The following is a 13,851-nucleotide window of genomic DNA, read 5'->3' as shown; positions in this document are numbered from 1 at the left end:
GCGCCGGAACATTCGCTCCGGCGCGACACGCTGGCACTGCTACTTGCACGCTCCTACTTTTTCCCATGCACCGTCGGAGTTGGTTGCCGGGTCGACGCCCGAACTCCACCACTTGTTGCGATAGTTCATGCCGCTCACGCTGACACTCGTTCCGGCTGTCGAGTAAGTCTTGCTCGAACTCCAGGCCGGCGCGCATGTCAACGCGGTCTGTCCGGAGCACGTCCCCATGTCCTGCCACGACTTGCCGTTACCCGCGTTGCGCGATGGCTGATCGGAGTTCTCCCAGCGCGCGCTGTAGTTGTGGCCGCTATCCGATACCGTTTCCTTCGCCTTATAAAGCGTGCCGGCTTGCCAGGCAACCGAGCAGGTCGATCCGCCCGCGCTTGGCGACGGGGCAGGGGTTGGCGTCGGGCTCGGCGTTGGCGTGGGCGTTGGCGCCGGGGCCGGCGATGGCGGCTTTGGTGAAGGCGCAGGGGTTGGCGTGGGCGTCGGCGTCGGGGCCGGCGTGGGAGTCGGCGTCGGAGCGGGCGTGGGCGTCGGCGACGGAGCAGGCGTTGGCGCGGGCGCTCCGGTGTAGTCCATCGCGAAGTTGTAGTCTTGCGCGCTATCGACGTAGATGCGGTTCGCCGACATGACCTTCTGCGGCACGATGTTCCCGCTGTTATCCACGAGACCGAGATGCACGCGCCCGGAGTCCGTGTTGATCTTCGTGGCCATTGCATACACCCAGTCGGCCGCAGCGGTCGTTTGCTGCGTCACCGTGTAACTGAGCGATTCGAGATCGTGACCGTCGTTATCGAATACTCGCAAGGTGATCTTCGTGCCGACCGGCTGATCCACCGCGGTGGTCGGGATTGGACGAACTTCGCGCCAGCTCGTTTTAGTCGAGTTGATGACCACGTCCATACACGCATAGAACGCTTCCGCGCTATCGTTGCGTTGCCAGATCGCATAAAGGATGCGCTTGCCTGTCTTGCCTGCGGGCAATTTGCATTTCAACTTGTAGCGGCCGTTGTCGAGCGTGACGCTGGTTATCTCGCAGAACGGCTTGCTGTCGAGATCGGACCATTTCAACGGTTGATTGAAGTCGTAACCATCCGCCGACATGAATATCTGGAAGTAGCGCGTCACGTGCGGCGCCGTCGCGTTCCAGACGAACTCGTAGTTGCCGCTCAGGTCGGGCGAGATCGTCGTCGTGGGCCAGTCGTTGCGACCCAGATCCAGACCGTAATAATTCGACTTGTTGGCGCTGCACAGATGCCCGTCGGGTACGAACGATTTGTGATCGCCATTGGGAAGCTGGTTGACGCCCGCCCAGTCATAAAGAAACGCTGGCCCGGCGACGGCCACCGCAGCCTTGCACGCCGCGGACGTCGGACTTTCCGGCCCTTCCTTGTAGCAGGCGTAGACCCGGCTGATCGGCGTTTCCATCGTGCCGTGACTCCACGCAAGGCATGGAACGGCCAGCGGTACCAGCATTGCCAAAACCTTCTTCTTGTGACGCAACATGAGAGATACTCCTACGCTCGTTCAATAGCCAGCGTCCGCTTTGTGTACGACGAGCCGAATTGCCTCGATATAGATTCGAAACACGTCGGCAAGCGGACTCATTTTCAGAACGTCGAGTCACTCAGTGCCTCGTTCCAGTTTCGAACGGCATTGGTGCCCGAGCTTGTTGTTTGCTTCTCCTCGATCGGCTATGCAAGATCACGCGTATCGATACGTGCGCACTCCAGGCATAGAAGAAATGAAACAGGCAATTGGAGAGGGGTCTGGTATCGCGGATTCACACGGACTGTTTTTCGCATCTGGCTTAGACGCATGTTTCGCTTACGCCATCTGAAATAGTTCGCTTTACTAACTTAAAAAGAATCTACTTGCCCTTCGTTTGGGTTTCATTCTAGACGCTTCAAACGATATGCGGTAGCACGCGCGGACCGACATCCCGGATGTTGTCAGCGTAGCCGATGTTCGCCATCAGGACGCGCATGCACCGCAGTGCGCGCGTCGTTTCGCTGCCGCTTTCTACGGCCCGCTTATCATGCTGATTGTTTCTGCATCAATCGACAACGAAAGCGACCGCGCTTCGCACAAGGTAGTCATTCATGATCATTCGCCCAAAACTGAACTGGTTCCGGTTGCTGTTCGTCTGGCGCGGCTCCGTGCTGCCCCAACTGCTGCCGAGGCTCGCGCTCATCTTCGTGCTGTCGATCTCGGCGATGTTCATGCACGATCACATTCGCAACTATCCGGTGAACCTGGGCACGCCGCCGTTTGCGCTCGTGGGCATCGCGCTGGCCGTGTTTCTCGGCTTTCGTAACAGCGCAAGTTACGAGCGCTGGTGGGAAGGCCGAAAACTGTGGGGCGAACTCTTCATCACGGCGCGCTCGCTCGCACGCCAGATTCTGTCGATGCCCGATTCGCTCGATCCTCTACAAAAGCGGCACTTCCTCGCGGCAATCGGCGGCTTTGCGCATGCGTTGCGGCATCAGTTGCGCGGCACCGATGCGCTCGCCGATCTCGCATCACGGCTGACGCCCGAATTGCACGCTCGCGTCTCGACCGCGCAATTCAAGCCGGGCATCATCCTGCTATGGTTCGGCGAATGGCTCGCACAACGCCAGCGTGACGGCACGATCGACGGCTACGCGCTCATCGCGATCGACCGTAACCTCAACGCGCTGTCGGACGTCATCGGCGGCTGCGAGCGGCTCGCGAACACACCTCTGCCCTTCTCCTATTCGGTGATGATTCACCGCACCATCTATCTGTTTTGCGTGCTGCTGCCATTCGGTCTCGTCGATGGTGCCGGTATGCTCACGCCACTGTTCGCGCTGCTCGTCGCCTATGCGTTCATGGCGCTCGAAGCAATCGCCGCACAGATCGAAGATCCGTTCGGCCTCGAAGAAAACGACCTCGCCCTGAACGCAATGTGCAATACGCTCGAAGCCGTTCTGCACGACATGTCGGCCGATCCCGCCTTCGAACGCGCGCCCAAGGCTTCTTCTTCGTCGCGGCTCTACATACTGGATTGAGACACTTAATTTCATTGTGGATCGTGCCTGGCGCAAGCGCTCTCCTTCATAATCTTTCGAGCCTTATTAATGGAGATTCGCTTTGAAACTGTTCTACAAAGCCGGGGCCTGCTCGTTGGCCTCGCATATCGCGCTTGTTGAATCCGGCCTTCCGTTCGATATCGAAGCGGTCGATCTGAAGGCGAAAGTCACCGCCAGCGGCGCGGATTTCACGAAGATCAATGCAAAGGGTTACGTTCCCGCACTCGTCCTCGACAATGGCGATGTGCTGACCGAAGGTCCCGCGATCATGCAATACATCGCCGACCAGGCGCCCGCAAAGCATCTCGCGCCGCTGAACGACGCCATGGCGCGTTATCGTCTGCAAGGCTGGCTGACGTTCATCGGCACCGAGTTGCACAAGAACTTCTCTCCGTTCTTCAATCCGTCCGCAAGCAGCGACTGGAAAGCGGCGGCAATGAGCAATCTCGAACGCCGCCTCGCCTACACCGCGCAACAACTCGAAGACAAGCCGTACTTGCTTGGCGACGAATTCAGCATTGGCGACGCCTATCTGTTCACGGTGCTCGGTTGGGCCAAGTTCATCGATCTGGATCTCGGCAAGTGGCCGGTGCTCGTGGCGTATCGGTCGCGCGTGGGCGAGCGCGCCGGCGTGCAGGCGGCGCTGAAGGCCGAAGGGTTGATCTGAGCGCACCGCGCGGCCTGATCGCAGCAGACAGCGGCCTCCTTCGGGAGGCCGTTTCTATATCTGACCGCGCAGCGCTTCTATCTTAATAAATCCGCAGCCTTTGATGCGGCAAGGGAAACGCAGCATAACGCTATCTCAAATGAGATTCGTCTCATTCAGTCTTAAAGCGCCCGTCCCTATGATTCATACATGTCGCGGCGATGCAGAAAAACGCAGCGCCGAATCAAAAGCTTCCCGCTTAAATTCGTACCGGAGAGTCTCAAGCATGCGTAACCTGATCAAGAATGTCGCCATCATCGCTATCGTTGCAAGCACCGTTGCCGTCGCCACGCCCAGCGCCTTCGCCGGCAACAAGACCGCGACGTTCGACGTGACGCTCAACGTTCAAGACGATTGCTCGATCTCGGCGAACCCCTTGAATTTTGGCGACACCGGCGCGCTTACCGACAACGTCGATCAGTCGAGCAACCTCGCGGTGACTTGCACGTCCGGAACGCCCTACAACGTCGCGCTCGATGCCGGCACGGCAGCCGGTTCGCTCATCGCAAAGCGCAAGCTCGCCAACGCCACCGGCGACGCCTCGGTCAATTTCAACCTGTATCGCGATGCAGCCCGCACCAAGCTCTGGGGCCAGCAGACCGGCATCGACACGGCTTCGGGTGTAGGTAATGGCGACAGTCAGAGCCTCGTCGTGTACGGCCGCGTACCGTCGCAAACCACCCCGGCCGCAGGCACCTATAGCTCGACTGTTACCGCCACGGTCGTGTTCTGAGGCAACTCGCTTCGCTTCATGTGCAAAGCTTGCCAGAGCTCGAATAAAGCTATATCACTGGCATCGTCGGAAGTAATTCGGGAGACCGACGATGCCACGCTTTACACAACCAGCATGGGCAGCCTTTCTGTTTTTGGAATGCGCTGCCTCGCTCGCCGCGTCATTGCAGATATCTCCGGTTTCAATCCAGCTCGCTGGCCCGGAAAACGGCAAGGTCGTCACGTTACGTAACGATGGCGATGAACCGATTCACGCTCAAGTGCGAACCTTCGTCTGGGATCAGTCCGACGAAGAAGACAAACTCACGCCAACCCGCGATCTGATCGCCAGTCCGCCTATCGCCGAAGTGCCCGCCGGCGGTCAGCAAGTCATCCGCGTCATTCGCGCCAACGCCGCACCCGTTGCACAGGAACGCGCATACCGCCTGATTATCGACGAGTTGCCGCCCGACGGCGGCGACAAGCAATCGGCGGTTCAGTTTCGCTTTAGATATTCCGTACCCCTATTCATTTCGCCGCGCGGTGAGGCGAGCACGCCGAAGCTGCAATGGTCCGTCGTCGAAAGAAACGGCAAGGCGTATCTGCGAGTGCAAAACGATGGCGACATTCACGCGCAACTGAGCACCGTTTCGCTCAAGACATCGGACAAGGATGTGCGCGTGTCCGGCGGTTTGCTCGGCTACGTGCTGCCAGGCCGGGTGCGCTCATGGATACTTCCCGACGCGGCCAGCGCCATGCGCGGCAAGACGGGCGAAGTCAGCGCCACGGTGAACGGCGCCAGTATGAACGGATCGTTGAGCAATCCGGCCGCGCCCTGATCGTTCGGGGTTGCCACGGGAACGGCGTGCATCGTCATGGATGGATCGACTCGCCCAAGGCTCGTGACGCGCGGTGTTCCTCTCCTGATTTCACTGGGCGTGTTTTCCCAAGCGGCTGTTGCTCAAGTCGATATCACCGGCGGCTCGCCCAGCCAGGTTCCGAATATCGCGGGCTCGCCGCGCACCGCCTCGCTCGACATGCAATCGCAAGAAACGCAGTCGCTCGTGCTCGAGATCGTCGTCAACGGCACGAACCTGGGCGAGCCGTCCAACTTCGAGTTGCGTCACGGCCAGCTCTATGCCGAGCGCGCCACGCTCGAAAATGCGGGCATCCGGGTCGACGACTTACATGCCGATGCAGACGGATGGATCGCGGTTTCATCGATTCCAGGCGTGCGCGCCACTTATTCCTCCGCGCGTCAGCAGGCGCTTCTTGACGTCGACCGGTCGCGTCAGATCGCGCAGCGCCTCGGCAACCGGCTTCCGGTTACACCGAAGGCAACGCCCGGCACCGGCTTCGCGCTCAACTACGACGTGACGTACACGCGCCAACTGGGCGAAATGGCGGCCGGTCAGTTCGGCGTCTGGAACGAACAGCGGCTCTTCAGTCCGGCGGGCGTATTCGACAACACCGGCACTTACCTCAACGGCGCCGGAACCAACGGCTACACGCGGCTGGACACGAACTGGGTCTATTCGAATCCGGCCAAACTCATGACGATGACGTTCGGCGACGCCATCTCCGGCTCGCTCGCGTGGACGCGCTCGGTCCGATTCGGCGGCTTCCAGATACAGCGCGATTTCAGCCTGCGCCCGGATCTCGTGACGTTTCCCCTGCCGATGTTCAGCGGATCGGCCGCGGTGCCCTCTGCCGTCGACTTGTATATCAACGGTCTGCGCCAGTACAACGGCAACGTCGCGCCGGGTCCGTTCCAGATCGCGCAGGCACCCAGTCTGACAGGCGCGGGCACGGCGCAAGTGGTCGTGACCGATGCGCTCGGCCGTCGCGTCACGACGAGCGTGCCGCTTTATATCGACACGCATCTGCTGTCAAAAGGCCTGTCGAGCTATTCGGCGGAATTCGGCTTTCTGCGCGACGATTACACGCTGCGCTCCTGGTCGTACGAGGCATCGCCCGTCTTCAGCGGCACGGCCGCGTATGGCATCACCGACTGGCTCACACTGCAAGCCCACGCGGAAGGCGGGCAAGGTTTGAGCAACGCCGGCACGGGCGCGATCGTGCGCGCAGGCCAATTCGGCGTCTTCAATGCGGCGGCCGCGGGCAGCAAGCTGAATGGCGCGACCGGCGCGCTTTTCAGTCTTGGCTACCAGTACATCAGTCCTGCGGCTTCGCTGACGCTGCAGACCACGCACGCGACCAACAACTATCGCGATATCGCGGCCCTCGACGGCACCTCGGTGTTTCAGCATATTTACCAGGCGACCGTATCGGTCGCGTTGATGCGGTCGCAATCGGCAACAGTGAGCTACGTCGATTCCGAAGACACGTTCTCGGGACACGCGCGCGTCGTCACGCTTGCCTACAACGCCCAGATCGGCAGCCGCTGGTCGCTTTTCGCAAGCACGTATCGCGACTTTCTGCAGCGCGGAGTATGGGGCGGTTCGATTGGCATAACCATCGCGCTCGGCGGCAATACGTCGGTCAGCACGACGGTGGCGCAGTCGGGTGGACACACGACCGCCGACGTCACCGCATCGCGTCCCGCCGATTACGGCGGCGGCTGGGGCTGGTCGGTTCAAGGCGGCGCCGGAGCCGATTATCGTCATGCTTTCGCAGGAACGACTTATCGCTCGAAGTTCGGCGATTTCGAGGCGACCGCGCAGCGCTTCAACGGCACGACGGCGCTCAGCACGGACATGGCGGGCGGCATCGCGATCATGGACGGCGCCATCTTGCCGACGCGCACGGTCACCGACGCGTTCGCGCTCGTTTCGACCGATGGCGTCCCCAATGTTCCTGTCACGCAGGAGAACCGCTTTGTCGGCGTGACGAACTCGAAGGGCTATCTGCTCGTGCCGAATCTGACTTCCTATCAGCGCAATCAACTGGCGATCGACCCGCTCGCGCTGCCGCCAGACGCATCCATCGAAAGAACGAAACTGGACATCGCGCCGCAGCGGCGCTCGGGTGCGCTCGCGCACTTCGGCATGTCGCGCTATCAGGGCGCGTCGGTGAGTTTCGTCGATATTACGGGCGCGCCCTTGCCCGCCGGCGCCGTGGCGACGCTCACGAGTACGGGCGAAGCGGCGATCGTCGGCTACGACGGCGTTGCATTTTTCCGCCGTCTCGATTCAGACAACCACGTGACGATTCACGAGGCGAAAGGCGACTGTTCAGCCGGTTTCAGGCTCGACCCGCCGAAGGCCGGAGACCTGCCACAGCTCGGGCCGATCACCTGCCAGCCGGACAAGGGCAAGAGCCAAAAGGAGAAATGACATGCACGCACCCCTTCGCCGCACGCACGGCTCGTTTCGTCCCGTCAGATACGCGCTCGTGTTTCTCGTGCTCTGCGCGCTCTCTGGCGCGGCGCGCTCGCAAACCTGCACGTTTTCGGTGGGCTATACGGATTTCGGCTCCATCGATGTGACGGACACCGAGCCCGCCGATATCGTCGGCGGCATTCACATTCTGTGCAGCGGCTATTCGACGGCGATGGTTCGCATGTGCCTGAACATCGGCCACACCGACTCGCGCACGCTCATTGGCCCAAGCGGCGCAACGTTGAACTACAACCTCTACGTCGATCCGGACCATCAAGGTGTGTGGGGATCGGTCACGGCGCCCGACACCGTGCCGCTGACGCTCGATCTTCCCGTTCATCCGGGCGGCAAGGTCTGGGAACACGAGCCGTTCTATGGACGCATTCCGCCTAACCAGCCCGTACCGAACGGCACGTACACCATGCCGTTCAGCGCCTCGGACACCTACTTCGTCTATGTGGGTTACACCGGCACGCCACCCGATTGCAAGACGGCGACGGCGCCCTACACGAGCGGTCCGTTCACGGTTACGGCGACGGTCGGCCCGACTTGCACGATAGACGCGTCGCCCCTCGTCTTTCGGGAGGCGAGCCTGCTCGATCAACCGATCGAGGCGACGAGTTCGTTGCGGGTGACGTGCGTCTCGGGCATGCCCTTTTCGGTGGCGCTGGATCGCGGCATGACGCCCGGCGCGACGACCACCAACCGCAAGCTCGCTCGCCAGGGTGGGACAGAGACCATCGACTATCAGCTATACATCGACCCGACGCACAAGGTGCCTTGGGCCGATGGCACGAATGGCACGACGATGGCCTTCTATACCGGAACCGGCCAGCCGCAAACGCTCGTGGTCTATGGCCAGGTCCCGGCGCAGGAATCGAAACCGCCGGGAAGGTATCGCGACACCATCATGGCGCTGATCGTCTTCTAGCAACGATCAGCGCGCAGCCGGGCGCAACTCAGTCGCGCACGCAATCGACGAAGTATTCGATACGCCCGTTGATCACCTCGCCCACGAGCCCGTGGATGTCGGTATGGAAGCCTGGGAAGCGTTCGTTGAATTCGCGCGCGAAACGCAGGTAATCGACGATCGTGCGATTGAAGCGCTCGCCCGGAATCAGCAACGGAATGCCCGGCGGATACGGCGTGAGCAGAATGCTCGTCACGCGCCCTTCGAGTTCGTCGATAGGCACGCGGTCGATTTCGCGGTGCGCGAGCTTGGCGAACGCTTCGGACGGCTTCATGGCCGGCTCCATGCTCGACAGATACATCTCGGTAGTCAGACGCGCGATGTCGTTCGCGCGATAAACACTGTGAATCTGCTCGCACAGATCGCGCAGGCCGATGCGCTCATACGATGGATGCTGCGCGATGAATTCCGGCAGCACGCGCCATAGCGGCTGGTTGTTGTCGTAGTCGTCCTTGAACTGCTGGAGTTCGGTGACCATCGAGTTCCAGCGGCCCTTCGTGATGCCGATGGTAAACATGATGAAGAACGAGTAGAGCCCGGTCTTCTCCACGATAATGCCGTGCTCGGCCAGATAACGCGTGACGATGCCGGCCGGAATGCCCGTGTCGCCGAAGCTGCCGTCCACGTCGAGTCCCGGCGTGATGATGGTCGCCTTGATCGGGTCGAGCATGTTGAAGTTTTCCGCGAGCGCGCCGAAGCCGTGCCAGCGGTCATTCGGCTTCAGCATCCAGTCTTCGCGGTCGCCTATACCCTCTTCGGCCAGCGCCTCCGGGCCCCAGACCTTGAAGAACCAGTCGTCGCCGTATTCGTCGTCGACCTTGCGCATGGCGCGGCGGAAATCGAGCGCTTCCGCAATCGATTCCTCGACGAGCGCCGTGCCGCCCGGCGCTTCCATCATCGCCGCGGCCACGTCGCATGACGCGATGATCGCGTATTGCGGGCTCGTCGACGTATGCATGAGGTACGCCTCGTTGAAACGATGCCGGTCGAAGGTGCTGTTCTCGCTGTCCTGCACGAGAATCTGCGACGCCTGCGAGATGCCCGCGAGCAGCTTGTGCGTGGAGTGCGTGGCGAACACGAGCGCGCCGGTACGCGGCCGGCCCGCGCCGATTGCGTGCATGTCCTGATAGAACGAATGGAACTCGGCGTGCGGCAGCCAGGCTTCGTCGAAGTGCAGCGTATCGAGCAGGTCGCCGAGCAGGTCCTTGATCATCTCGACGTTGTAGATCACGCCGTCATACGTGCTTTGCGTGATCGTCAGAATGCGCGGCTTGATCTTCGGGTTCTTCGCGAGCGCCTCGCGCGCGAACGGATTCGCCTCGATCTTCTTGCGAATGTTTTCGGGCTTGAACTCGTCGCGCGGAATCGGTCCGATGATGCCGAACTGGTTGCGCGTCGGCGTGAGGAACACGGGGATCGCGCCCGTCATGGTGATGGCGTGCAGGATCGACTTGTGACAGTTGCGGTCCACGAGCACGATATCGCCCGGCGCCACGGTCGCGTGCCACACGATCTTGTTCGAGGTGGACGTGCCATTGGTCACGAAGAAGAGATGATCCGCGCTGAAGATGCGCGCCGCGTTACGCTCGGACGCCGCGACCGGCCCGGTGTGATCGAGCAACTGGCCGAGTTCCTCGACGGCATTGCAGACGTCCGCGCGCAACATGTTCTCGCCGAAGAACTGGTGGAACATCTGTCCGAGCGGATTCTTCAGAAACGCGACGCCGCCCGAGTGTCCCGGACAATGCCACGAATACGAACCTTCTTCTGCGTACTGCACTAGTTCCTTGAAAAACGGCGGCGCGAGCGAATCCAGATACACCTTGGCTTCGCGAATGACGTGCCGTGCAACGAACTCCGGCGTGTCCTCGAACATGTGGATGAAGCCGTGCAGCTCGCGCAGGATGTCGTTCGGCAAGTGGCGCGAGGTGCGCGTCTCGCCGTACAGGAAGATCGGGATGTCCGCGTTGCGGCGGCGCACGGCGTTGATGAACGCGCGCAACGCGACGATAGCCGAAGCCAGTTCCGGCGTGTCGCCTTCCACGACGACGTTATCGGCATATGGCAGGAGTTCGTCGTCGTCGATCGACAGAATGAAGCACGACGCGCGGCTCGACTGCTGCGCGAAGGCCGCGAGGTCGCCGTAGCTCGTCAGGCCGAGCACTTCGGCGCCTTCGCGCTCGATCGCTTCGGCAAGCGCGCGAATGCCGGAACCCGAGATATTCTCGGAGCGAAAGTCTTCGTCGATGATGACGACGGGAAAGCGGAACTTCATCGTGCGAATCTCCAAATGGAACGACCGCTGCCCGAGACTGGAAGCTCGACGACAGCGGTCTTTCGACAAGCGTATGCGGTGTGCGTTTCTTTGAGAAGCGAAGGAATCAGGTTTTCGGCAGGGTAACGCCGTGCTGCCCCTGATACTTGCCGCCGCGATCCGCATACGACGTCTCGCAAATCTCGTCGCTTTCGAAAAACAGAACCTGCGCGACGCCTTCGTTCGCGTAGATTTTGGCAGGCAAAGGTGTCGTATTCGAGAATTCGAGCGTGACGTAGCCTTCCCATTCCGGCTCGAACGGCGTCACGTTCACGATGATCCCGCAACGCGCGTAGGTGGACTTGCCGAGACACACGGTCAGGCACGAGCGCGGAATACGGAAATATTCGACCGTGCGGGCAAGCGCGAAGGAATTCGGCGGGATGATGCAGACATCGCCCTTGAAGTCGACGAACGATTTCTCGTCGAAGTTTTTCGGATCGACGATGGTGGAATTGATGTTCGTGAAGATCTTGAATTCGTCGGCCACGCGGATGTCGTAGCCGTAGCTCGACGTTCCGTACGACACGATCTTGCGGCCGTCTTCGGTCACGCGCACCTGATCGCGCACGAACGGCTCGATCATCTTGTGCTCTTCGGCCATGCGCCGGATCCACTTGTCGGACTTGATGCTCATAGGGACGCTACCCAGCGTTGCGGCTCGCGGTCATGCGACCGGACGCCTGCGGTGAAACGGGGCATGGCGGCAGCGATTTTGTCGCGCGCTGCGGCCAAACGGAAAGCGCGTATTTTACGCGAACGACGGGTCGTATCGGCGACGCTCGACCGTGATCGACCATTCGGATGATACTCGCGGCGTCTTCATCGATCAGCGCCGGATGACGCCGCATGCGAGCGCCGGTCCCACGTTGTGCGGACTGGCGGCGTAGGGATCGGTGGCTTCGCGATGCAGCACGATAGCGCGCGAGATGACCGAGCGCACGCCGTCGAGCGACACGTCCGTCGCCACGAAAAAGCCCGTGGCCGATCCGGTGGAATCCGCGTGAATGTTGCCGAGTTCGCCTTCGAGACGCGCGGTGGCGCGCTTGCGCTCCGCCGGCAGCGCGAAGACCGGGCTTGCGTCCTGATCGTCCACGGCGATGCAGTCGCCGCGCTCGTGAACCTGCAGCGCGTGATCGCTGTCGGGCGGCATGTCGATCAGGCTATACGACACCTGAACGCCGTCCGCGCGCTCGATCAGCGTGATGGTGCCGCGCGCCGCGTTGCCAGGCGTCGGCTGAAGCACCGCGTCGGCGCGTTTCTCGTGATTCTGGAAGATGATGCCGCAGCCGCTCACGAGAACACTACAGGCGACGAGCGCCGAAGCAAGTCCGGCGTGCGCCGCCCTTCCGTCGAATCTATGTCTCATGCGATCCTCTCGGCGGCCCGCCGACACCCGGTGCATCCGCGCGGCCGCCCATAGCAGGCGACATGATACCGCGAGCCGCACCGCACAAGGCTTCGGCGAAACGCGTCCAAGCGCGCCACATCAAGTGTTCTGCACGACGATGCTCGGAAACTTCGACGTCATGTCGCGCTGACGATCGGCAATGGCAATCGCCACGCGCCGCGCAATCGCGCGATACGTCTCGGCAATCCGGCTTTCCGGCTGCGAAACGACTGTCGGCTGACCGGCATCGGTGCGTTCTCGAATCGCGATATCGAGCGGCAACTGGCCGAGAATCTCGACGCCGTATTCCTTCGCCATGCGCTCGCCGCCGCCCGCGCCGAAGATATGCTCCTCGTGCCCGCAATTCGAGCAGATATGCGTGCTCATGTTTTCGACGATACCGAGAATGGGAATGCCGACCTTCTCGAACATCTTGAGGCCCTTCTTGGCGTCGAGCAGCGCGATGTCCTGCGGCGTGGTGACGATCACCGCGCCCGTCACCGGCACTTTCTGCGAGAGCGTCAACTGAATGTCGCCCGTGCCCGGCGGCATGTCGACGACGAGATAATCCAGGTCTTTCCAGTTGGTCTGACGCAGCAGTTGTTCGAGCGCGGAGGTGACCATCGGGCCGCGCCAGACCATCGGGTTGTCCTGCTCGATCAGAAAGCCGATGGAATTCGCCTGAATGCCATGACCGATCAGCGGATTCATCGACTGGTTGTCGGGCGACTCGGGCCGGCCGGAGATGCCGAGCATCATCGGCAAGGACGGGCCGTAGATGTCCGCGTCGAGCATGCCGACATTGGCGCCTTCCGCCGCCAGCGCGAGCGCGAGGTTCGCGGCTGTCGTGCTCTTGCCGACGCCGCCCTTGCCCGACGCCACCGCGATGATGTTCTTGACGTTCGGCAGCAGCTTCACGCCGCGCTGTACCGCGTGCGCGACGACTTGCGAGGACACATCGACGACGACGTCTTCCACGCCGGGCACCGCACCCAACGCATCCTCGACCAGTTTGGCCGTGGCCGCGAACTGCGTACGCGCCGGATAGCCCAGGACGACGCTCACCGAGACCGTGCCGTTTTGTAGCGAAACGTTGCGGATACTTTTGGTATCGACGAACTTGCGGCTGGTGTTCGGATCGGTCAGTGTGGCTAGTGCGGCGTCGATCTTCGCGCGGTCGATACTCATTGCAACTCCATGGAATGGTTTGTGCTGATGCGACGGCGCATTGCAACAAACTGAGGAAAGTGAAAGTAATTGTTAGAGCCGTTGCGCCGCGTCCCCGCGCATTGCACTATTGCGCGCGGTAATTGTTTCCGGGGATGCATCGCCACTGGCGACTGACGCGCTCTCATTTCTCATA

General features: G+C 61.4%; 11 protein-coding genes. 6 read left to right on the top strand and 5 right to left on the bottom strand.

The features are described from left to right. Positions 1-39: 39 nt before the first annotated feature. Positions 40-1,509 (bottom strand): lytic polysaccharide monooxygenase, encoded by a 1,470-nt coding sequence (locus NCT04_RS03685; RefSeq protein WP_250463601.1) that lies wholly within the window; start codon positions 1,507-1,509, stop codon positions 40-42. A gap of 596 nt (positions 1,510-2,105) precedes the next feature. Between NCT04_RS03685 and NCT04_RS03680 the strand changes: the two genes are divergently transcribed. The 6 genes from NCT04_RS03680 to NCT04_RS03655 all read left to right on the top strand — a co-directional run bounded on the left by NCT04_RS03680 (position 2,106) and on the right by NCT04_RS03655 (position 8,745). After that, a complete protein-coding gene (locus NCT04_RS03680) occupies positions 2,106-3,035 on the top strand; it encodes a bestrophin family protein (protein ID WP_250463598.1) in 930 nt (309 codons plus the stop codon). A gap of 82 nt (positions 3,036-3,117) precedes the next feature. Further along, positions 3,118-3,723 (top strand): glutathione transferase GstA, encoded by a 606-nt coding sequence (gene gstA / locus NCT04_RS03675; RefSeq protein ID WP_250463595.1) that lies wholly within the window; start codon positions 3,118-3,120, stop codon positions 3,721-3,723. A 265-nt stretch (positions 3,724-3,988) separates the two neighbouring features. Then, positions 3,989-4,495: a Csu type fimbrial protein gene (locus NCT04_RS03670; protein WP_250463592.1), complete on the top strand. Its 507-nt coding sequence runs from the start codon at positions 3,989-3,991 to the stop codon at positions 4,493-4,495. Between the two features lie 91 nt (positions 4,496-4,586). Beyond that, on the top strand, positions 4,587-5,312 hold the full coding sequence (locus NCT04_RS03665) for a fimbrial biogenesis chaperone (protein WP_250463589.1): 726 nt from the start codon (positions 4,587-4,589) through the stop codon (positions 5,310-5,312). 36 nt (positions 5,313-5,348) lie between these two features. Further along, positions 5,349-7,769 carry a fimbria/pilus outer membrane usher protein gene (locus NCT04_RS03660; protein WP_250463586.1) on the top strand — a complete coding sequence of 807 codons (2,421 nt, stop codon included), beginning with the start codon at positions 5,349-5,351 and terminating at the stop codon, positions 7,767-7,769. A 1-nt stretch (position 7,770) separates the two neighbouring features. Next, complete coding sequence (locus NCT04_RS03655) at positions 7,771-8,745, top strand: Csu type fimbrial protein (RefSeq protein ID WP_250463584.1); 975 nt, start codon at positions 7,771-7,773, stop codon at positions 8,743-8,745. Between the two features lie 28 nt (positions 8,746-8,773). On the opposite strand, the gene NCT04_RS03650 is transcribed toward NCT04_RS03655, so the two are convergent. The 4 genes from NCT04_RS03650 to apbC form a co-directional block, all read right to left on the bottom strand. Beyond that, complete coding sequence (locus NCT04_RS03650; protein WP_244827289.1) at positions 8,774-11,059, bottom strand: arginine/lysine/ornithine decarboxylase; 2,286 nt, start codon at positions 11,057-11,059, stop codon at positions 8,774-8,776. A gap of 106 nt (positions 11,060-11,165) precedes the next feature. Next, entirely contained in the window at positions 11,166-11,735 is a 570-nt protein-coding gene (dcd, locus tag NCT04_RS03645) for a dCTP deaminase (protein WP_086972352.1), read from the bottom strand. Between the two features lie 192 nt (positions 11,736-11,927). Beyond that, positions 11,928-12,467 (bottom strand): superoxide dismutase family protein, encoded by a 540-nt coding sequence (locus NCT04_RS03640; protein ID WP_250463581.1) that lies wholly within the window; start codon positions 12,465-12,467, stop codon positions 11,928-11,930. A 120-nt stretch (positions 12,468-12,587) separates the two neighbouring features. Continuing rightward, positions 12,588-13,676: an iron-sulfur cluster carrier protein ApbC gene (gene apbC / locus NCT04_RS03635; protein WP_250463578.1), complete on the bottom strand. Its 1,089-nt coding sequence runs from the start codon at positions 13,674-13,676 to the stop codon at positions 12,588-12,590. Positions 13,677-13,851: the final 175 nt, after the last annotated feature.

Source organism: Caballeronia sp. GAFFF2 (genome assembly GCF_023631485.1).
Classification (GTDB): domain Bacteria; phylum Pseudomonadota; class Gammaproteobacteria; order Burkholderiales; family Burkholderiaceae; genus Caballeronia.
Note: the sequence above shows the minus strand (reverse complement) of the source record. Positions and strands in the feature narration are given on the sequence as shown.